Source organism: Thiohalocapsa sp. ML1 (assembly GCF_001469165.1).
Lineage (GTDB): Bacteria > Pseudomonadota > Gammaproteobacteria > Chromatiales > Chromatiaceae > Thiohalocapsa.
Genome location: NZ_JABX01000021.1, coordinates 1 through 21,220 on the forward strand (window position 1 = coordinate 1; position 21,220 = coordinate 21,220).

At 63.2% G+C, this 21,220-nt stretch carries 20 protein-coding genes; 17 read left to right on the forward strand and 3 right to left on the reverse strand.

Annotated elements, in window-relative coordinates; genetic code table 11:
- The first annotated feature begins 1,759 nt into the window (after positions 1-1,759).
- The 8 genes from ML01_RS30215 (at position 1,760) to ML01_RS27390 (ending at position 10,459) form a co-directional block, all read left to right on the forward strand.
- A complete protein-coding gene (locus ML01_RS30215; RefSeq protein ID WP_216819184.1) occupies positions 1,760-2,260 on the forward strand; it encodes a hypothetical protein in 501 nt (166 codons plus the stop codon).
- A 256-nt stretch (positions 2,261-2,516) separates the two neighbouring features.
- On the forward strand, positions 2,517-3,845 hold the full coding sequence (locus ML01_RS14305; protein ID WP_058556085.1) for a transposase: 1,329 nt from the start codon (positions 2,517-2,519) through the stop codon (positions 3,843-3,845).
- 50 nt (positions 3,846-3,895) lie between these two features.
- Positions 3,896-6,541: a hypothetical protein gene (locus tag ML01_RS28790; protein ID WP_156427730.1), complete on the forward strand. Its 2,646-nt coding sequence runs from the start codon at positions 3,896-3,898 to the stop codon at positions 6,539-6,541.
- A 56-nt stretch (positions 6,542-6,597) separates the two neighbouring features.
- Positions 6,598-6,807 (forward strand): hypothetical protein, encoded by a 210-nt coding sequence (locus tag ML01_RS14315; RefSeq protein ID WP_058556087.1) that lies wholly within the window; start codon positions 6,598-6,600, stop codon positions 6,805-6,807.
- A gap of 183 nt (positions 6,808-6,990) precedes the next feature.
- On the forward strand, positions 6,991-7,590 hold the full coding sequence (locus ML01_RS14320) for a hypothetical protein (RefSeq protein ID WP_156427731.1): 600 nt from the start codon (positions 6,991-6,993) through the stop codon (positions 7,588-7,590).
- Positions 7,591-8,296: 706 nt separating this feature from the next.
- On the forward strand, positions 8,297-8,503 hold the full coding sequence (locus ML01_RS30635) for a type II toxin-antitoxin system RelE/ParE family toxin (RefSeq protein WP_256363651.1): 207 nt from the start codon (positions 8,297-8,299) through the stop codon (positions 8,501-8,503).
- On the forward strand, positions 8,496-8,792 hold the full coding sequence (locus tag ML01_RS14330; protein ID WP_058556090.1) for a DNA-binding transcriptional regulator: 297 nt from the start codon (positions 8,496-8,498) through the stop codon (positions 8,790-8,792). The genes ML01_RS30635 and ML01_RS14330 overlap by 8 nt, the downstream gene beginning before the upstream one ends.
- A 1,466-nt stretch (positions 8,793-10,258) precedes the next feature.
- Positions 10,259-10,459 carry an Rpn family recombination-promoting nuclease/putative transposase gene (locus ML01_RS27390; RefSeq protein WP_256363652.1) on the forward strand — a complete coding sequence of 67 codons (201 nt, stop codon included), beginning with the start codon at positions 10,259-10,261 and terminating at the stop codon, positions 10,457-10,459.
- Positions 10,460-10,506: 47 nt separating this feature from the next.
- Here ML01_RS27390 and ML01_RS14335 read toward each other — a convergent pair whose 3' ends face one another.
- A complete protein-coding gene (locus ML01_RS14335) occupies positions 10,507-11,385 on the reverse strand; it encodes a hypothetical protein (protein ID WP_216819185.1) in 879 nt (292 codons plus the stop codon).
- Positions 11,386-11,714: 329 nt separating this feature from the next.
- On the opposite strand from ML01_RS14335, the gene ML01_RS30220 reads away from it, so the two are divergent.
- From ML01_RS30220 to ML01_RS14370, 7 genes are all read left to right on the forward strand, one after another.
- Positions 11,715-12,443, forward strand: a complete 729-nt coding sequence (locus tag ML01_RS30220) for a type II toxin-antitoxin system RelE/ParE family toxin (protein WP_216819186.1) — start codon at positions 11,715-11,717, stop codon at positions 12,441-12,443.
- The gene (locus ML01_RS14345) at positions 12,436-12,732 is read left to right on the forward strand and encodes a DNA-binding transcriptional regulator (protein ID WP_058556091.1); all 297 of its coding nucleotides are present in this window, start codon (positions 12,436-12,438) and stop codon (positions 12,730-12,732) included. Before ML01_RS30220 ends, ML01_RS14345 begins: the two co-directional genes overlap by 8 nt.
- 517 nt (positions 12,733-13,249) lie before the next feature.
- On the forward strand, positions 13,250-14,140 hold the full coding sequence (locus ML01_RS14350) for a DUF2887 domain-containing protein (RefSeq protein ID WP_256363653.1): 891 nt from the start codon (positions 13,250-13,252) through the stop codon (positions 14,138-14,140).
- Positions 14,141-14,258: 118 nt separating this feature from the next.
- Positions 14,259-15,113, forward strand: a complete 855-nt coding sequence (locus tag ML01_RS14355; RefSeq protein ID WP_256363654.1) for a DUF2887 domain-containing protein — start codon at positions 14,259-14,261, stop codon at positions 15,111-15,113.
- A 346-nt stretch (positions 15,114-15,459) separates the two neighbouring features.
- A complete protein-coding gene (locus tag ML01_RS14360; protein WP_058556094.1) occupies positions 15,460-15,849 on the forward strand; it encodes an endonuclease/exonuclease/phosphatase family protein in 390 nt (129 codons plus the stop codon).
- Complete coding sequence (locus tag ML01_RS14365; RefSeq protein WP_058556095.1) at positions 15,849-17,045, forward strand: serine hydrolase; 1,197 nt, start codon at positions 15,849-15,851, stop codon at positions 17,043-17,045. Before ML01_RS14360 ends, ML01_RS14365 begins: the two co-directional genes overlap by 1 nt.
- A gap of 65 nt (positions 17,046-17,110) precedes the next feature.
- Complete coding sequence (locus tag ML01_RS14370) at positions 17,111-17,641, forward strand: nuclear transport factor 2 family protein (RefSeq protein WP_058556096.1); 531 nt, start codon at positions 17,111-17,113, stop codon at positions 17,639-17,641.
- Between the two features lie 240 nt (positions 17,642-17,881).
- On the opposite strand, the gene ML01_RS14375 is transcribed toward ML01_RS14370, so the two are convergent.
- Both ML01_RS14375 and ML01_RS14380 read right to left on the reverse strand, forming a co-directional pair.
- Entirely contained in the window at positions 17,882-18,496 is a 615-nt protein-coding gene (locus ML01_RS14375) for a hypothetical protein (protein WP_058556097.1), read from the reverse strand.
- Between the two features lie 12 nt (positions 18,497-18,508).
- Positions 18,509-19,087: a MarR family winged helix-turn-helix transcriptional regulator gene (locus tag ML01_RS14380; RefSeq protein WP_082674294.1), complete on the reverse strand. Its 579-nt coding sequence runs from the start codon at positions 19,085-19,087 to the stop codon at positions 18,509-18,511.
- 413 nt (positions 19,088-19,500) lie between these two features.
- Here ML01_RS14380 and ML01_RS28795 point away from each other — a divergent pair, with 413 nt between their 5' ends.
- The gene (locus ML01_RS28795) at positions 19,501-20,325 is read left to right on the forward strand and encodes a class I SAM-dependent methyltransferase (RefSeq protein ID WP_058556098.1); all 825 of its coding nucleotides are present in this window, start codon (positions 19,501-19,503) and stop codon (positions 20,323-20,325) included.
- Positions 20,325-21,179, forward strand: coding sequence for a cyclopropane-fatty-acyl-phospholipid synthase family protein (locus ML01_RS28800; RefSeq protein WP_058556099.1), 855 nt, complete (start codon positions 20,325-20,327; stop codon positions 21,177-21,179). Before ML01_RS28795 ends, ML01_RS28800 begins: the two co-directional genes overlap by 1 nt.
- Positions 21,180-21,220 lie beyond the last annotated feature (41 nt).

Genomic DNA, 21,220 nt, shown 5'->3' on the forward strand with positions numbered 1-21,220 from the left:
CGGAGAAAATGGGGACGGACCACGTTTTTATGAAGGGGGCAAAGCGGCGCCCCGAAAAACGTGGTCTGTCCCCTATTTTTCCGCTATTTTTCCGCTGACGCCATTTTCCTCTCGACTCGTCAGACCTTGCTTTGAACAGATAGATATTTGTGGCAGCGACAATTTCGTGTAACGCTTCCCCAAGTTCGCTAATGTGGGGTTCAAGTGATTCACGATACGAAGCTCGGAGTTCAGCCGATTTCTGAGCACGGAGATTCGTCGCAACAGTGAATGCTGACGCTCCGGCCGCAATCAAAGCTGCTATGAGAGTTGCTTCTTCCCTATTCATGGCCTTTCACGCATAACAACTGATTCTACCGTTTACGGCTATCCAACCACTTGCCCGCGCCGGTCGAGCGAAAGACGCGAAGCGCCAGGCCCCTCTCGTCTAATCCGCCGAACCGGCGTGATAGACGGAGGAAGGATTAGCGCCCCACGCTAGCGAGCCCTCCCGACCCCCGCTGGGACGGCCCCGGGCACCGCGCGGCCGTGTAAGGAGTGTACTGTAGAACCCGGTGGGGGATAGTACCTGGCATCTTGGCATTGAGGCAGGTCAAGTTTGGCGGTGCCGGCGAAGCCCCGAGTGGAGTCAGGGGGCGCTCGGGGTCGCATCTTCGTTTCTTGGGTCGCCCCCGCGAGAAAATGGGGACGGCGAGAAAATGGGGACGGGCGAGAAAATGGGGACGGACCACGTTTTTAGGCGAGAAAATGGGGACGCGAGAAAATGGGGACGGACCACGTTTTTATGAAGGGGGCAAAGCGGCGCCCCGAAAAACGTGGTCTGTCCCCTATTTTTTGCGCTATCTGGACGAGGCCGTGACGGAACGCGTGCTGGCGATGGGGGAGCAAGTGGTGTCGCAGGGCGCTGAGATCGAAGTCCGGCGATTCGCGGCCTGATACCGGGTGGCGAGCCCCGGCCGCCCGATGCCGCCGCGCCCGACGAGAGCCCGCGTCAAACGAAGACCGGGTCAGAACTCGAGCAAAGCAGCGCATCTACGATTTGACGCTTCTTCATTGCGTTCACTCCCTAGAAAGAATGCCGAACAGCGGCGTGGCTGTGCGTGGTGGGGATGCGCAGTCCCGGGGGCGGTTTACTGATCGCTCCACCGCGCGCAGAAGGTATTAAGTTAACTGTCCCCGGAATTCCCGGGAGATGAGTAAACGTCCCCGGAACTCGTCCCCGGAACTCGCATGAGTCAGGGTTTCCTGAATATTGGAATATGCTGATGCTCTCCCTCGTTGTCCTTGTCGTTGTCGTTGTCGTCGGCGGCGACGCCCGGACCCGGACCATCTAGCGCTGAACGCCCCAAGCACGGGTTTACAGTTGACTAGGGTCGAACACGCCGCACGAGCGGGACCGATCCGCCGCCCGGCGGTTGTCGTGGGCACGGAAACGGATTAGCTTCCTGTTCTTAGGATCGGATCGGGGGAACTGCGATCTGGAATCTGTGCGACCGGGTCGGGGTGGGAAACGAAGAATGCTGGCGAAGTGGTCGGCTTAACCGTGGTCTGTCCCCCATTTCCGCGTGTCCCCCATTTCCGCGTGCGTCTTCGCACGTGGCGTGGATGGACTTGTTGGGCACAGCAAGCTCCGTGGACAGTTTATTTAACTCGCTCTCGGCGATGGGCGGGAGATGAGTAAACTGTCCCCGGAACTGCCGATTCAGGTGTGTGCGGATTGCCCAAGAGTGAATCCCTATCGAGGAGTCAATGCATCGCGATGAACATCTCTTTGCTCGAATTTGTTGCCGGGATCGGCGCAAGCATTGTCGCCACATTCGCCGTCGCGACCGTCGTTGTCGTTTGGAAGCCACTACGATTTCAAGTCCTGCTGTCTCGTTACAGATCGCTCCTTTCCGAACACGCATCGTTTCAAGATCCGTTGGGTACGGGGCTTGAATATTATCCATACCATACTCTTGAGTTCGATCAAGTCACGAAACCCGCAAAACCCTTGGCCTTAGTTACCGGAGACGCGGGTGTTGGCAAGACATGCTTTTTGAAGCATCTCTTGCATAACCAAGCATTTATGAGCCGTAGCCGACTCGGTCTTGTCAGCTCAACGCCAATCATTCTAGACGAAAATGTCGTCAGAAGCGCAGGGACAGGCACCCCGCACGCAAGGTTTCACCGGCTTGTCAGAAATGCCTTGAGCAACTGTGCTCCATTTTTCTACCTAGACATAGATAAACTGAAGTTTCCGGGTTTTGCGGCGTGCTAATAGCCAGTATTAATAAACGACATAATATCGGCATTCGCGACGACGCCTGGTGTTGCGCATTAGAATATAAGCGATCAATGATGGACGGGCGCATATCATCATCCGCTAAGATACTTATTGACCCGTGCGTATGACCTGCGTGCGCGCAGGTATTTGGATACGAAATCAATTGCTTAGTCGTGAATAAGGGCTCATTCCGCGGTATAATCAAGGTTGTCTAAGCACATGATCAAACGCGGAAAAGAGCCCCTATTCGATGTCCATCTTACGCACGTTGGCTCGCGATTTTCAATTCCTGTTTCCGCTCACCGAGCACGGCAACGAGCGGTTCCACTGGTTCGTGCTGACGTTGCAGGCGATCCTGGTGCCGGTCACCGCGTCGCGGACATCGAGTCTGCTGCGCAGCATTGCGACGCTGTTCGGCGTGACGATCGCGCAGGGGCGCTATTACACCTTCATGGCGTCGGCGAAGCTGCCCTGGGATGCGCTGTGGGAGACGCTGTGGCGGGCGATTCCGAGTCCGCTGACGGAGGGCCGTTTGCTGCTGGCGCTCGACGATTCGATCAATCCGAAGACGGGACGGCATATCTTCGCCTGTCAACGCACCTTCGATCATGCGGCGAAGACCAACCAGACGCGCTGGCCGTGGGCACAGACCATCGTCACGCTGGGGTTGCTGCTGCCGATTCACGAGCGCTGGTGTTGCGTGCCCTTGGCGTTCGCGTTCTATCTGCGCCGCACGCTGCTGCGCGCCGGCTGCGTGCGCGTGCGGGGCAAGGCGGTGCGCTTCGCCGACAAACTCACCCAAGCGCAAGGATTGATCAAGCGCGTGGCACGCTGCTTCCCACAGACGCCTGTGTTGGTGGTCTGCGACAGCTGGTTCGGCAACAACGGTCTGTTCAAGCCGCTGCGTGCATCCTTGGGCGAGCACGCGCATCTGCTCTCGCGCCTGCGCTCGAACACGGTGCTGTATGCACTGCCGACGTCGTCCCCGGGCAAGGCCGGGCGCCCGCGCAAGTACGGCCCGCGCCTCGGCAATGCCGCCGACTTGGCCGCGCGCATGCGCCCGCAGGCGCACGCCTATACCCTGCACGTTTATGGCGCGCTGCGCGAGGTCCTCGCCGCCGAGCAGGTGGTGATGCTCAGGACGCTGCGCTGCCCGGTGCGGGTCGTCTGGGTCTATCGCAAGACGCAGTGGGTCGCCTTGATGACCACCGACCTGACGCTCAGCGTCGAACAGATCGTGGAATACTATGCCGCGCGGTGGAAAATCGAGGCCGGGTTCCGCGAGATCAAACAGGAGATCGGCAGCAGCGACACGCAGACGCGCAATCCCGATGCGGTCACCAACCATCTGCACTTCTGCATGGCGGCGACTGCCATCACTTGGATCTACGCCGCGCATCTCAAACAAGCCCCCATCCGGCGCTATGCTTCAGACAACACCAACGAATACGCCTTCGCCGATGTGCGCCGCGCCCTCGCCAAAGAGATCGGGCGAGAGGGTTTTGGTATTGTTTGCCGCGATCCCGGCAAACCCGACAATAAATCCCTGATCTCGGTGATCATGCGGCTCGTCGCCTAGCGGAAATGCGGAAACTTCAGATAGATAAATTCGCAAAACCAATTTATTCCATGGCTCAGCGTCATCGGATAATCTTTATCATCGATGACATTGACCATTTCCAGGAACCGGCCTTAGGTGCGCTCCAAGAGATTCTCGACTACACGCTGACGGCCACGAAGCATCGGTTCGTCATCGCCTGCCGAACGCCCTTCTACCGCTACATTCTGGATCGACGATGGCAGCATGCAGGGATTAAAAGCCACTCCGTTACGATTGAGTTGCGCAGAATGGCAATAGATGAGCAACTGACTCGGGCAGCCGACGTGACCACGCGTATGCGTGCCAGCGGCCTCAATGATGCCGCGGACCGGATGCCGTCGCTCCTGGAGCATCCACAACTATCCGTGCTTTGTCTCCAGCCCATCTACTTTTCGATTCTGATCTGGCTGCTCAGAAATGGCGCGGCGCTTGACCCAACGGTTGCCAACCCTTTCGATCTGGTCGACCGCGCGGCAGATATTCTATTGCGTACGGACGAACAGCCTGTCGATCGCACTGTCCTGTATGCGGTGCTAGGTTGGCTGGCCGCCAATCGTGTCGACGGCTTGCTAAGCCCAGGTGCCGAACTGCAACGAGACCTCGGCAAGGCCCTGACTTACCATGGGTTGGGGCATCATCAGCAACACATCATAGCAATTGAGCGTGCCATCTGTAACGGGATACTAATCCCCCGACAATTTTCCCTCGGTGGCACGAACTCGCTTCGCTTTCTACACCCTCTGTTTCGCGACTACGTGCTAGCGTGGCACTATAAGGATCACCCGCAACAATTGGTTTCTACGTTCACTGGCAACGTCCAAGGGAACCTCGATCTCGTTTACTTCTGGTCTCGGTTATGCAATCACGCTTCGATTAACGCCTTTGCCAGATGGATTCTGCAAGGCGGTAGCGCCTCGCCAGTACTTGCTGCAACTCTTCTAAAGGCACTCTCGTCGCGAGAGACGACTCTCCCACCTTCCAGCTTAGTCCCAAGTTTATCAGATCACGCGAGCGCGTATGTCAACGAGCATACCTATGATTCGCTTGTCGCCGAGCCATACATCCACTGGTGTGCCGCACGATGCACGGCTGGCGCGGAAAGGAATTTCACGCAGTTACGCGACCTCTGCTTCCGCTGGTTCCTGACCTTGGAGGATCCGTCACTCGCGGAACCGCAGCGAAGCGCCGTTTCTCGTCAAGCGAATCATCTATTCGGCTGTTTGGTTCGCAATCTGGACGAGACAATCGCGCCTATGATGATTCCGCTGCTGTTGCGATTCCCGCGCCTGCGCACCGCCTGCAAGACTGCCGCAACGCTCATCGCGACTGCGCTTGAGGCGGAAGTCAACTCCTGGCAGAGCAGCATGGGAAATCGCATGTCTCTTGCACTGGACGGCGTCCCCGTCGTACGGGCAACCCTAGACGGTCTTCTGCAAACCCTTGCCGAGCTCGATACAGCGCAAGGCTTTGAGGTGCTCTGTCGGCAGCTTTGGGTCGAAGACCGTAAGTTAGCGGCCGCTAGGGCGTGTGCACCCCATTTTCACCCAACTGACAGGGTGCGGGCGGGGTTCAGCATCGAGCCGCGTGGCGTTAACCCTCAGGGCACTTTCGGCTGGTTGTGGCGGCCCTTCCTAGACGGCGAGCCGTCACCAGAGCTTTCCGCCAACACCACACGGCTCGTGTTACTCGTCGCCCAGGATCTGAGTAAACGTCCCGAACGCACCAATCCTGTTAACGGTTTGCTCTGGTTAGGTTTTGCCGCGATACACCATGGACCAGCGCTGCACCACGCGCGCCGCGAAGCACATGTTCTGAACTCTTACATCACTCAGCTTCAGGAAACGCGTCACCCGTCGCAAAACGATACATCTCCTAAAGACCGAGTTGTTGAGCAAATGCGGCTTTGGATTAGGGGCAGGGCGCCAGAATTCGCGCAGTATACAGAAAATTTGAGTAGTGAGGTCGTGTTAGAGCTGGTGCTTCGGATATTTGCGATGGAAGCCGGTCCAACCCCGAAGCATTGGTGTCGAAGTATCATTTGCGGTAAGGGCGAGACCTTCGTCAACAGCAGTGAATACGGCGCTATCAAATCTCTTTATCGCATTGGACATATTTGTGCGTTAACGGGCGTTGCTGCTGCGATAGTGCTATGTGACATGAGCCTTTGGACAGTTGTCGGACTCTTTGTATGCGTTTGGTTCCTTTTCGGAATGTGGTTCGGTTATGCGCGTGACCCCGTGCGCTGCGAACGCGAGTCGTATGCCATTGATGAATTTCCACTTTCCGCTACTCCACCTTTCATGTTGGGGTTCCTTATCGTCCAAATACCCTTGAGCCGGTGGGAGGCGCTGGCATCGGTGCTGCCGCGGGCTATCCGCGATCGAAGCTTTACGTACCTCGGATCTTCGCACGGACGAGAATACTTCAAGCATACAACTGTTTGGTGGCTATCGGTGTATTGCGCTATGTTATTCGGATATGCCTGCGTCGTTCCGTTGGACTTGGCGGCAAACTTACTGTTGGTTCTGGTTGTATTCGCCATGTCCTTCGACATCTACCTACAAGCCAAAGGATTAAAGAGCGAAGAGACCTGGTGGAATCCTTTGTCATGCCTGATAGACAAAGATGGCAGGATCCAACTTGACGAACTCCGAAGGGTTAAGTACTCCGACTAAATCATTTGTAATGGACTTCGCTAGCCTGGCTGCGCTCGACCCAGGGCCCGCTCGGCGTGCTCTACCTGGTGGATGAGCAGCGGCCGGTCGACCGCTACATCAACGCGGCGGGCAAGCTGTGGGAACAGTCCGACCCCGCCGCGACGCTGATTCAAACATTAGAGGTGCAGTCGCTGTCCGGTGCCTGTCTCGGGCTGATCGTGCTGCCGACGCATCCGTTGCGCGTCGCCTGGCAGCAGGGCTTCGACCTGATGGTGGCCACCTGATGGTGGCCAAATACCGCTACCGCGCCGAGAACGCCGGCAAGTTGACGGCGAAGCGCATGGCCGAGATCCTGCGCCCGGTCAACCGTGCCCACTATCCCGCATTCCTGCCCGGGCTTACGCCAGGCCAGACCTTCGTCTTCGGCGACACGCTCGGGTTGCACGCGGTGGCCCTGGTGACCGCCGATGATCCGGAGCCCAAGGCGACGCTGGCCCTGCTCGGCAGGCTGCTCGGGGGGCGACGAGGCGACGGCGCCATCGGTGGGCGAGGGTGCCGCAGACGCGCTGGCGGGGGAGCTGGGGCGCTGTCTGCAGTTGCATCCCCTGTATCGGCGGATACGGGTGCACGCGCTGCGCGCCGGAGACGCAATGCCGGTTGCCCGCGCGCTTGGTCGGGTGCAGCGCACGGTGGCGGACGCGGCGGAGGCCGACGAGGCCGAGGATGCGCACAGCTTCGAGCTGGAGCTGTTCCCCGGCACCGGGCGCTCCACGGCCCAGAGCGGGCGCTTTCTCGCCGCCACGGCGGAGCGCCGGCGCAGCGGCGCCGGAGCGGTGCCGGAGCAGGATCGCGGGCTGCTGCAAAGCGTCACCCGGCCCGGCGGCGTGACCCTGCCGCGGCTGCGCTGGGCGCGTCGGGATGCGACAAAGCCGGGCACGCCTGCCCATGTCGCCATCGCCTTCGATGTCTTCAGCTCGCGCGTCGAGACGCGCCGGCTGTCCGATCTGCCGCCGGACGGAACCCTGGAGGCGCATGGGCTGATGCTGGTGCCGTCGCGGGAGTTTTGAGCCGGGGATGCGCCCCATTGGCTGTCCTTCGTGCCGCCGCATCCGAAGGGGGCGCCGCACCCGTTCACGGCGAAGCTGACCAAGCGGCAGGTGGCCCTGCATGCGCTGATCCTGCAAGCGACCGCGCGCCATTTGAAGATCCAGCGCAGGGCCAGCGGGACCAGGCGAGTGAGGCCCTGGGGCATCGCACGGCGTGCTTCGCCACACCGGGGCCACGCATCCAGCCCACGACTACGTCAATGGTGTATAGTGCGCGGATGATCACGGTCGCCGAGACGGGCCTTGATCATCATTCCGGCCAAGCGACGGGCATGGCAGCGGGCCGAAGGAATGCGCCTGCTGTCCCGCGCCATCAACGCAGCCACTGGCGCGACGGCTCTCTCTCTGGTGACACCGCTCCCGCGGTGTCACCGCCTCCCGGCGCTCCGCGCCCACCCGCCGCGATCGCTGTCCCAAGGCCGCTGCCGACCTCGTCGCCCCGTCACACCCCGCGGGGCGCAGAGCGCCGAAGAGCGCGTGACACCGCAGGAGCGGTGTCACGAGCAGTACCTCGCGTCATCGCGGCCGGTACGATGATCAAGGCCCCGAGACGCTCCCGTTTCGCCGCAAGGCCGAATCGCTGCTCACCCCCGAGGAGCGGGACGGCCTCATCGACTATCTTGCCGAGCATCCGACGGCCGGCGTACTGATCCAGGGGACGGGCGGCATTCGCAAGCTCCGCTGGGGGGCCGAGGGGCGGGGCAAGCGTGGCGGTACTCGCGTGATCTATTTCGTCGGTGGTGAGGAGATGCCTCTGTACCTCTTGGCCTTGTTCGCGAAGAACGAAAAGGCGGATCTGTCCTTCGCGGAGCGTCGGCAGCTCCGCTCGTTGGTCGATGACCTGATGGCCTATTGGAGAAACCACAATGGGTAGAGCATTCACTGAGATTGCCGAGGGACTGGCGGATGCCGTTGCGCACGTCCAGGGCGGTGAGTCGGGGGTGGTCGAGCATCGCCGCGAGCCGATCGACGTGCGCGCGATCCGGGACAAGACCGGAATGAGTCAGCAGCAGTTCTGTGCTGCATTCGGCATCAGCCTTGGGACCCTGCGCAACTGGGAGCAGGGCCTGCGCACCCCGCGGGGGCCTGCTCGCGTGTTGCTGAAGGTGGTCGATCGCGAGCCCGAGACGGTGATTCGGGCATTGAAGCGTGCTGGGGATTGACCGAGCAAAGAATTTCCACCTCTCGGGTGCACCGCCGGCCTTTGAGCGGGCGCAGGGCCAGGTTCAGCTTTGTAGCCATGTCCCCGGAACGGAACAAATCGTTTCGGGGCTGGTCTCTCGTCTCACAAGACCCAGGGCGTTGTCCTGGGCTGGTATGTCCGACCCTTTCAGGTGAAGAAATCGGGAAGAAATCGGGGACGTACCACGGACTTCTTTCAACCGATAACCTGGCCCGTCTGGCGCATGGACAGGAGCGTCTCGTTCCAGTCCTTGGCACCATCCGGCTTTACGCGGTGAACCGCCAGGTCATCTCTACCCCCGTGGGCAAGAAACTCCGTATTCCGGGGACAGTGCGGCCTGGCAAGGCCGCGTGATCTAGCGGGTGTGAATCCCGCCTGGGTAATCGTGAGCCGCGAGCCCAGTATCGAGCCTTGCGGCGTGACTGGTAACAGGCGCGTCGATGCTTCGGCTGATGCGCAGGCGAGGTGCAAAGGTAACGGGTGAAGCCGACCCTGAAGGTGTTGAGCCCCGAAAATTTTGGTTGGTGAGTGCCGACGGTTTTGTCCCGCCGGCAGGCAACAATCCGTGTCGCGCTCTGGCGAGCGGCACGGATACTCCCCGGGGTCCGAGGCCGTGTCGAGCCTGACATTGAGAACATGCGGTAACCAGGGAGATCCACGCATCGGTCCGCGGGAAGCGGGCACCCGCGAACAAGTGTAAAAGCGAGGACGCGGGCGGTGATGCGTGGAAGTCGGAGCCACCCATACGAGCTGTGACGCCCGGTAATGCGGGTCGAGCAAAGGGGTGGCGGCCCGAGATAATGCGCGGGTGAAACACGGCCCTACACCGAGAGGACTCTGTCCGTGACAACCATGCTCGCGCGTTTCACGCCGTTGGCGTGCCCGCCCTTGTGGCGGTGCGCGACACACTCGGCGCTGCGGCGGAAGCCGCACGCGCGGAGTCGACAGGGCGCTGGACTCGCTCCCCTGTTCCACGGCGAAAGGCTCGGGCCGGGAGCCGGATGGTGTAACACTCCAAGTCCTACTGCTCCGAGCCGGGAGCCGAACCGTCGCATGGCAGAGATATTGCGGCACCGCCGGGAAACCAGGCGGCAAACAGATAAAGCAAACATCTGCCTAAACGGCGGCAAGGCCCCGGCTTACTCTCCGTTTACTTAATTGCGGAGTTGGAGTTCCTAGGGAAGAGGGGCAAGGGTCAATTACAGCCCTAGCCGGTTGAAGCATTCGCCCGACAAACTCGCCGGCTCCCGCCGAACTGCAGCCGGCACGCGTGGCCGCGGCTTGGCGCGGGCTGTGCTGAACGTAGAGCCACATAAACTGGGCTAGGGATTCCCGTTCCGGACGGGGTGAAGTGGTCCGGGACCACCTCGGGCCGAGCGCTGCCGATCCGCGCGGCCCCAGGCGTCTCCGGCTCAAGGGAGCCCCGACATCAAGACCGACCGCGAGATCTACACCCTGCTCGGCGCCGACGCCGAGACCCTGGCGATCCTCACCGACGGCATCTGCGTGCGCGGGCGCTATCATTTCGAGGCGCTGGAGGTCAAAGGGCTCGACCGCCGCACCGACGGCGTGCTGCTGCCGGATGCGCCGGAGGAGCCGATCTGGGTGATCGAGGGGAGAAAATGGGGACGGACCACGTTTTTATGAAGGGGGCAAAGCGGCGCCCCGAAAAACGTGGTCTGTCCCCTATTTTTCTACGAGGTCATGACGATCTTCGCTCCTTTTCGGAGCATTGGCCGGATTTGGGGCAAAATGTGATTCCATCGGTGGACCAGGAACTCCTCGTACTGGGTCACTCCGAACGCGTCGTCCAGCCAGAAGAACTGCGACGGCTCGTCTGGGTTCCAATGCTCGGTGACCTTGCCGGGTTCATCGAGCTTGAGCGTCGAGGCGTTCCACTGGTCGATTGCCGCCATCGCCAGCATGGATGCGATGGTCGTCTTGCCGGCAGCAGGCTCGCCGAGGAGTAGCACGAAACTGTACTCGTTGATCGCGTCGACGGCTTTCCTGTAGGCGGCGGTGACGACGACCTTGGCGAGGTCTTCGCGCATCGATTCAAGGACAGTGCGAGCCTGGACGTAGGCACGCTCGTCGAGAATCTGGCTTAAATCTCCTATTCCGTATAGTCTCGGAACGAGCATGCGTAGGCGCTTGTTCTCAAGAATCTGTTGGCTTATCCAGGTGGAACCGAACGTCGCGACGTGCTTGATTCCGGCCCCCTTGAAGAGCGCCTTGATCTTTTCATCTCCAGTCCCGGACAGACCCGCATTCGTCATGAGCACGTAGGAATCGCAAACGCCTTGCTTGACAAGCTTCTTGGCTTTTTCGACTTCGTCCGACAGATCGGACGTTCTCAGGACGGAGTTGATCTTGCTGGTGAACTTGCATTGGATTACGAAAGGGCCGCTAAGGCTCTCCCTTCCTGTGGCACTCCACGTTCCCGTGAATGCGCCATCCCTACCGCCATCATGCGAATCGAGAAACGACTCCACTGTCTGCCCGAGGATCTCCCTTGTGATCGTGAGACATAGTCGCTGAAAATCGTTCCAGCCAAGGGTGTGTAGCGCGTACATGTCATCTACCACACTTGCGAACGATACGGAGTTCGCGGCAGGCTCTCTCCGCCATACATGGCGGCATCTCGCTTGAATCAGACGAATGCGGCTACCCTACCACTTGCCCGCGCCGGTCGAGCGAAAGACGCGAAGCGGCAGGCCCCTCTCCGCTAACCCGCCGAACCGGCGCGATAGACGGAAGAAGGATTTGCGCCACACGCTAGCCAGCCCTCCCTGCCCGCGCCGGGACGGCCCCGGGCACCGTGCGGCCGTGTAAGGAGTGTACTGTAGAACCCGGTGGGGGATAGTACCTGGCATCTTGGCATTGATGCAGGTCAAGTTTGGCGGTGCCGGCGAAGCCCCGAGCGGGTTCAGGCGGCGCTCGGGGTCGCGTCGAGACCCGCCGGCTGTCCGAGCTGCCGCCGGACGGGACCCTGGAGGCGCATGGGCTCATGCTGGTGCCGTCGCGGGAGTTCTGTACCGGGGATGCGCCCCATTGGCTGTCCTTCGTGCCACCGAATCCGAAGGGGGCGCCGCACCCGTTCACGGCGAAGCTGACCAAGCGGCAGGTGGCACTGCATTCTGATCCTGCAAGCGACCGCGCGCCATTGGAAGATCCAGCGCAGGGCCAGCGGGACCAGGCGAGTGAGGCCCTGGGGCATCGCACCGCGTGCTTCGCCACACCAGGTCCACGCATCCAGCCCACGACTACGTCATTGGTGTATAGTGCGCGGATGATCACGGTCGCCGAGACGCTCCCGTTTCGCCGCAAGGCCGAATCGCTGCTCACCCCCGAGGAGCGGGAGGGCCTCATCGACTATCTTGCCGAGCATCCGACGGCCGGCGTACTGATCCAGGGGTTGGGCGGCATTCGCAAGCTCCGCTGGGGGGCCGAGGGGCGGGGCAAGCGTGGCGGTACTCGCGTGATCTATTTCGTCGGTGGTGAGGAGATGCCTCTGTACCTCTTGGCCTTGTTCGCGAAGAACGAAAAGGCCGATCTGTCCTTCGCGGAGCGTCGGCAGCTCCGCTCGTTGGTCGATGACCTGATGGCCTATTGGAGAAACCACAATGGGTAGAGCATTCGCTGAGATTGCCGAGGGACTGGCGGATGCCGTTGCGCACGTCCAGGGCGGTGAGTCGGGGGTGGTCGAGCATCGCCGCGAGCCGATCGACGTGCGCGCCATCCGGGACAAGACCGGAATGAGTCAGCAGCAGTTCTGTGCTGCATTCGGCATCAGCCTTGGGACCCTGCGCAACTGGGAGCAGGGCCTGCGCACCCCGCGGGGGCCTGCTCGCGTGTTGCTGAAGGTGGTCGATCGCGAGCCCGAGACGGTGATTCGGGTATTGAAGCGTGCTGGGGATTGACCGAGCAAAGAATTTCCACCTCTCGGGTGCACCGCCGGCCTTTGAGCGGGCGCAGGGTCAGGTCCAGCTTTGTAGCCATGTCCCCGGAACGGACCAAATCAATTCGGGGCTGGTCTCTCGTCTCACAAGACCCAGGGCGTTGGTAACCGTTTAGCCCCCACTCAACATCCGTAACCGATTGAATGGAGAAAAGGGGTCAATGGAGAAAAGGGGTCAGAGCCCTTTTTAATGAAGAGCGGAAATAATGCAAAAGGGGCCGGGGTCAATTACACCCGCAGCTGGTTAAGAATCCGCCCTGCAAGCTCGCCAGCTCGCGCCAAACTGCTGCCGGCGCTTCGCGCGTGGCCGCGGCTTGGCGCGGGCTGGGCTGAACGTGGAGCTACATAAATTGCGCTAGGGATTCCCGTTCCGCACGGGGTAAAGTGGTTCCCGACCACCGCGAGCCAAGCGCTGCCGATCCGCGCGGCCGCAGGCGTCCCCGGCTCAAGGGAGCCCCGACATCAAAACCGACCGCGAGATCTACACCCTGCTCGGCGCCGACGCCGAGACCCTGGCGATTCTCACCGACGGCATCCGCGTGCGCGGGCGCTATCATTTCGAGGCGCTGGAGGTCAAAGGGCTCGACCGTCGCACCGACGGCGTGCTGCTGCCGGATGCGCCGGAGGAGCCGATCTGGGTGATCGAGGTGCAGGGCCGGGGCGACGCCAACATCTACTACCGGCTGCTGGTGGAGCTCGGGCTGGTCGGCGAGCGTCATCCGGGCCGGGTCGTGCGCGGGCTGATTCTGTTCGCCACACCGGCCCTCGACCCTCGCACCGAGCCCTGGCACGGCGCCGCCCGGCACCCGGACGCCCCGTTGCGCGTGGCCTATCTTGAAAGCATCCTGGATGCACTGGCGGCGCGTGCCCCCGAGCATCCGCTGCTGGCGGTCTTCCTGCCCTACCGGGTTGCGGACCGGGAGCGGCTGCGCCGCGAGGGGCCGCAGGCGCTTGCGCGCATCGCCACCGCGGCGCTGCCCGAGCGCGTACGCGAGCGCCTGACCGACGTCTTCATGTCCTGGGTGACAGTCCGCTTCAGCCACATGAGCTACCGGGAGATTCTGACCATGTTCGGTATCGAGACACCCTTCGAAGAGACCCGCACCTACAAAGAGCTGGTGGCATTGGGCCGCGAAGAAGGCCACGAAGAAGGCCGCAAAGAAGGCCGCAAAGAAGGCCGAGAGGAAGGCCGCAAGGCGGAAGCCACGACCTTGCTGCTGCGCCAAGCCAAGCACCGCTTCGGCACCCTGCCAGCGGGGACGAGCGAGCGCATCGGCCAACTGCCGCTGGCGCGCCTCGAAAGCCTCGCCGAGGCCATTTTCGATCTCGACAGCGTGGCCAGCCTCGAAGCGTGGCTACGCGAGTCCTAACCCGCAGCGCTCACACCGGGTAAAGTGATTCCGGACCACCTCGGGCCAAGCGCTGCCGATCCGCGCGGCCGCAGGCGTCCCCGGCTAAGGGAGCCCCGACATCAAAACCGACCGCGAGATCTACGCCCTGCTCGGCGCCGACGCCGAGACCCTGGCGATCCTCACCGACGGCATCCGCGTGCGCGGGCGCTATCATTTCGAGGCGCTGGAGGTCAAAGGGCTCGACCGTCGCACCGACGGCGTGCTGCTGCCGGATGCGCCGGGGGAGCCGATCTGGGTGATCGAGGTGCAGGGCCGGGGCGACGCCAACATCTACTACCGGCTGCTGGTGGAGCTCGGGCTGGTCGGCGAGCGTCATCCGGGCCGGGTCGTGCGCGGGCTGATCCTGTTCGCCACACCGGCCCTCGACCCTCGCACCGAGCCCTGGCACGGCGCCGCCCGGCACCCGGACGCCCCGTTGCGCGTGGCCTATCTTGAAAGCATCCTGGATGCACTGGCGGCGCGCGCCCCCGAGCATCCGCTGCTGGCGGTCTTCCTGCCCTACCGGGTTGCGGACCGGGAGCGGCTGCGCCGCGAGGGGCCGCAGGCGCTTGCGCGCATCGCCACCGCGGTGCTGCCCGAGCGCGTGCGCGAGCGCCTGACCGACGTCTTCATGTCCTGGGTGACAGTCCGCTTTAGCCACATGAGCTACCGGGAGATTCTGACCATGTTCGGTATCGAGACACCCTTCGAAGAGACCCGCACCTACAAGGAGCTGGTGGCATTGGGCCGCGAAGAAGGCCACGAAGAAGGCCGCAAGGCGGAAGCCACGACCTTGCTGCTGCGGCAAGCCAGGCACCGCTTCGGCACCCTGCCCGCGGGGACGAGCGAGCGCATCGGGCAACTGCCGCTGGCGCGCCTCGAAAGCCTCGCCGAGGCCATTTTCGATCTCGACAGCGTCGCCAGCCTCGAAGCGTGGCTGCGCGAAGCTTAAGCGCCAACGGGGTCAAGCGCCACCGCGGTCAGGTGATGCCTTTTGGTTATTCAAATGGGCCGCCGCAACCGCGGCAGAAATATGCTCGGCCCGACCGCCCGTTGCCGCGCCGCCGCAGACGCGGGCGGCTCGACAGCATGCGGCGGGCCAGCCTCGGTTAGCCGTCAGGAAATGCAAACGGCACACAACGTGCTGATCTTGGCGTGTGAAGCCAATTTCTTGGAATCCAGATAAGAACGCACTTCTCCTAGCTCAGCGAGCAGTGTGGCGCTGTACCTGCCAGTGCCGCGGAGGTCGGCATCGCGCCTTCAATGAGTCGCTGAACCGCAGGACCGAATGCCATCTGATGGCCGATCTGGTGACGCCGAACAATGCGCGGGCACGGCAGATCGCCGAGATCATCCGGGGTGTGGACCCGCATATCATCCTAATGAACGAGATTGACGACGACACCGGTGCCGATGGCGACTTCGACAACCGGTGCAGGTTCGGCAAAACGGGTTTTCTGCTCTATCGCGAGCCCACTGCGCGCCCAGATGGCGCCTTGACCGATCGTCGATCCGCCGCGAGCTTCGATACCCAGGTGTCGATCCAGGGCGGCGATGGTTGGGTCCGTCGGGGCGTCTTCTTTTTCGCGCCGTACGTCCTGCGGGACTTGACGTGTGGTCCCCGAGGCAACGGTCATACCGCCATCCGTAAACCGAATTTGCGCACGAGGTTTCCACGGTGCGGTTAATGGCCAACAGGATCGCCGCCGGGTCGGCCGTCTTCACGCTTACCGCCGCACTGAGCGGGCTGGCGCCTGCGCGGGTAGACGGTGTGCTCGCTACGAAGCTCCAGACCATCGCCGACGCCTACATCGCGGACACCGCCGCGGGCGAACAGGCCACCGCGATTTCGATCAGCGTCAGCCTGCCCGAGGGCGGCGGCACGGTGAACGTGACCGCCGGCGCGGTCTCGAACGAGGCCGGCGCCGCCGCCGTGACGCCCGACACGCTGTTCCAGATCGGCAGCATCACCAAGTCCTTCACCTCGGTCACGCTGCTGCAACTCCAGTCCGAAGGGGTGCTCGACCTCGACGACACGCTGGGCGAATGGCTGCCGGAGTATCCCGCGTGGAAGGACGTCACGCTACGCCGGCTTCTGAACATGACGAGCGGCATCCCGAGCTACGACAACGTCGACGCGATGATCGGCGATATCGGTCGGAACGGGCTGTCGCGCCACTTCTCGCCTGCGGTCCTCGTCGGTTTTGCCGACCCCGCCTATCCCGGCGCCCCGGACCCGACGACGGGCTATTCCTACTCGAACACCAACTACATCCTTGCCGGGATGGTCATCGAGAAGGCTACCGGACGCGGGGTGCAGGAACACTTCGAGCAGCGGCTGTTCGGCCCGCGCTACGGCCTAACGAACACCTACTACCGGGCGGGCATCTATCCACGCGAGATCACCGAGCGCATGGCGTCCGGCTATTTCGTCGCCGAGGGCTATGACGGAATGAAGGCTCTGGACGGCGCCGACGTGAAGGGCGAGGACATGTCTTGGGGCGGGGCTGCCGGGGCAGGCGTCTCGCGCCCCGAGGAGGTCAACAACTGGGTGCGGGCGCTCTTCACGTCGGCGGATCTCCTCGATGCCGATGCCCGCGCCGAGCTCACCAGGGTCGTGTCGATGCGGACAGGCCAAGCGGTTGCCCGGCTGACCGCCGACGACCCCCATGGCTTCGGCCTCGGCATCTCGGGCTTTGCCTCGCCCGCGCTCGGCTCCGGCTGGCAGTACGAAGGCGAATCGATGGGCTTCCGCACCCTCTACATTTACTTGCCCGAGAAGGACCTCGTCGTCACCCTCGCGCTAAACAGCGGCGCCGAAGGCGTGGCCGACCACGCCGGCAAGGTGGCGCTGGCGGTCATCGAGGCGGCAGAGGCACAGTAGCCCCTAGTCGATTTCGTGCGCCGCAGCGTCAGCGAGCCCAATCCTCTACTGCGAGCACACATCGAATGTCAAACCCGAACCTGAAAGCGAAGCTCGATGCGATCTTTGCGGCGCACATGAACGCGGAGTTGGAGGGAGATCTCGACCGGACGCTGGCGACGATGGCGCCGACCCCACATCTGGTGAACGTGCCGACCATGGTCGGCGGGCAGGGGCCGGAAAGTGTCCGGAACTTTTACAGTAGGCGGCTGGTCGGGCAGTTCTTCCCGCCGGACGTGACCTTCGAGACCATCTCCCGCACCTACAGCGAGGAGCGGCTGGTCGATGAGCTGATCATCTCCTTCACGCACACGCAAAAGATCGACTGGATGCTTCCGGGCGTGGAGCCGACGTGCAAGCGTGTTGAGGCGGTATTCGTCGTGATCGTCGGCATCGCGGATGGCAAGGTATCGCACGAGCACATCCACTGGGATCAGGCGAGCGTGCTAGTGCAGATCGGCCTGCTCGATCCGGCGAACCTGCCGGTGGTCGGTGCCGGGGCCGCGGCGAAGCTACGAAATCCCGCGTTGCCGGATCCCTTTTTCAATGAAGGCTGACGCCGGGACTAGATTGCTTGGCGGCGGCGAATGTTTGCAGATGAGTCAAGTTTCACGACGACACGGCGCTTGCAGGCGAAAGGGCCGAGGGCCAAGGGCCAAGGGAGCCCGCCGCGGCCCTTGGCCCTTGCTTCAATGCGCCGACGAGCGGGCTGCGCAAGACTAGGCGCCGTGCCCTGGTCGGTCTGAGGCTCTGCCTCGCTAGGCTGTTCAATCCCCCGCCACAAAGCCCCGCAGCGTTCATGCAGTTTTGATGTCTGGCCTCAGGGCACGCCGACGGCGTGCGAGCATTGAAGTCCTGAGATGCTGCTCGACCCACTGCTCGACATCCAGGGTGCGCACTGATGCCAGCGCATCGTGGATGACCGGGGCGCTCAAGTCCGAAAGGAAGGCCGGAATCAGCAGCACCAGCCGGCCGACCTCCTTGAGCGGACTGCGCGCGGCAAAGCTCTTGTAGTGACCGAAGACCGATTCGATGATGTCGGAGGCGGCCAGCCAGGTCACGCCTTCCGGCAGCTTGGCGGCTTCCCGGTCGACGTGCTCGAGCAGCCGCGCCTGGAAGTCGGCCACCGGGGCCGCGAGCGGCGCGTGCGCGATCAACTCCGCCCGCACCGCTGCCGGTATCGTGCGCGAGAGCCCGTGGGTTTTCAGGACGCTCTGCACGGTCTTGGCCACGGCCATCGTCCGCGTCCACTCCGGCAAGTGCTGCCGATACGCCAACACCCAGCCGAAGGCTTCGAGAAAGCGCGCTGCGGACCCTCCTTGGCGTGCCGGCCACCGGCTGACCGGCCGCAGGACCTGCCCGCCGCCGGCCGCGTCTGCTGCGCGCCGCACCGAGCCGCGTCTGGCGATCACGCCTCCACGCGCTCAGGCGGGCGGCGGCTCATCTGCGACCAAGTCTGCGCCGTTGTCGGCGACGGGCTCGGGCTCGGGCTCGGGCGCGGGCTCGGCGCCGTCGACGCTGCCGGCAGCCAGCAGCGGTGCGGCGTCGATGCGCTCGGCGTCCATCAGCGCGGCGATGCGCTGCAGGGCCGCGAGCAGCATGCTCTGCTCCCATTCGGGGAGCTGGGCAAAGCGCCCCGAGAAGGACTCCTGCAACAACGGCGGCGCGCGCCTCAGCGACTCCACCGCGGCCGGCGTCGCGCGCAGCATGACCCGCCGGCGGTCGTTGCTGCTGCGCGTGCGGGCGACGAGGTCGCGCTTTTCCAGCCGATTGACGATGTCCGTGGTGGTTGCGTGGCTCAGGCTCACCCGCTGCGCAACGGTGCCGACGGCGAGCTCGCCGGCGGCGGCGATCTCCTTTAGCACCAGCGCCTGCGGCGCGGTGAGGCCGTGGCTGCGCACCAGGGCGCGGGAGTGCAGGTCAACGGCGCGCATGACCCGCCGCAGCGCGATCAGGACCTCGTCACAGCGGTCCGGGCGCGGCTGTGGATCACCGTCAATCATCGATTCAGGTTGTAATGCTTCGTTCACGAAAGACAAGATCACCGTGGATGGGGCTGTTGGGACAAGGCCAAAGCACTGAAAAAATACTAGAAATGACATGTCTACCATGTAACGCATGCCAAGCTTGCAGATATTTCCGCTTGAAATGCTTCGCGTGCTAAGTAGTATCGTCTCCGTGCGCGATCCGGCGGCGGCGCGAGCACTGTCATTCCCGCGTTGGCCGTCTACGACCGCGGCAACCCCGTCGGGCCGCCCTGAGCGCGCCCGGAGCCAGGCCAACCGGGCCGGTTCCCGGGCAGCCTCCCTGTAGGCAGACACGCCCGGGCCGCACGACCGCATGCGCCGGCGCAAGCCCGCGCGCGCCGCCAAGCCTCGCGCCCGACCGCTCGTCAAACACTCCGAGAGGACGACCCATGCAGACCCCGGCACAACTCCAAACACCCAAGCACCAAGACTACGGCGATGATCCGCTCGCCGTTCGCGAATCCGAAAAGTATCAGGAGGAATACGTCGAAGCCTTCGTCGACAAGTGGGACGAGCTCATCGACTGGGACGGCCGCGCCGCCGCCGAAGGCCAGTTCTTCATCGAGCAGCTACGCGAGCGAGGCGCCAAGAAGGTGCTCGATGTCGCCACTGGCACCGGCTATCACTCGGTGCAGCTCCTCAAGGCCGGTTTCGAGGTCACCAGTGCCGACGGCAGCCCGGTCATGCTGGCCAAGGCCTTCGAGAACGCCCGCCGCCACGGCCACATCCTGCGGACCATCCACGCGGACTGGCGCTGGCTCAACAAGAGCGTGCACGACCTCTACGACGCCGTCATCTGCCTCGGCAACTCCTTTACGCATCTGCATGAGGACAACGACCGGCGCAAGGCGCTGGCGGAGTTCTACGCGACGCTGCGCCACGACGGCATCCTGATCCTGGACCAGCGCAACTACGACGCGTTGCTCGACCATCAGGTGCAGCCGACGCACAACTACTACTACTGCGGCGACAACGTCCGCGCCGCCCCCGAGCACGTCGACGAGACGCTGGCGCGGTTCAAGTACAGCTTCCAGGACGGCTCGGTCTATCACCTCAATATGTTCCCGCTGCGCAAAGGCTATGTGCAGGGACTGATGCATGATGTGGGCTTCCAGCGCGTGGACACCTACGGCGACTTCCAGGAGACCTATCGCGAGGCCGAGCCGGACTTCTTCATCCACGTCGCCGAGAAAGAGTACCGGGAGGTGTCCTGATGCAGCAGGCCGAAGCACGCTACTCCGACACCGTCGAGACCGCTCGCGCCTACTACAACAGCGACGACGCGGACAACTTCTACTTCCACGTCTGGGGCGGAGAGGATATCCACATCGGGCTCTACGAGGGGCCTGAGGACGCCATCAAGGACGCCTCCGCGCGCACCGTGGCCTTCATGGCCGAGCGCATCGGGCACAAGCTCAAGCCCCCCGGGGCGCGCCTGATCGACCTGGGCGCCGGCTACGGCGGTGCCGCCCGCTGGCTGGCGCAGCGCTTCGGCTGCCGGGTGCTGGCGCTGAACCTGAGCGAGGCCGAGAACGCCCGCAATCGGCAGATGAGCCGCGATCAGGGCGTCGACAGCCTGATCGAGGTCGTCGACGGCAGCTTCGAGCAGATCCCGGCCGAGCACGCGACCTTCGACGCCGCCTGGTCGCAGGACGCCATCCTGCACTCCGGCTACCGGGAGCGGGTCATGACCGAGATGGACCGCGTGCTCAAGCCCGGCGGCGAGCTGGTCTTCACGGACCCGATGCAGGCCGACGACTGCCCCGACGGCGTGCTCGCCCCCGTGCTGGAGCGCATTCACTTGTCCAGCCTCGGCTCCTTCGCGTTCTATCGGGAGCAGGCGCGGCGCCTGGGCTGGGAGGAGGTCGAGATCACCGACCTGACCCCGCAGCTCGTCACCCACTACGGCCGCGTCGCCGAGGTGCTGCGCGCCGAGCGCGAGGCCCTCGCCGGCCGGGTGTCGGACGGCTACATCGAGCGCATGCTCCAAGGCCTTCAGCACTGGGTCGATGCCGGGCGCAACGGCTACCTCGCCTGGGGCGTCATGCACTTCCGCAAGCCCGCCTGAGCCTGGGAGTGGGGGCGTCCCGCCCTGGAGCGCCGGCGTCT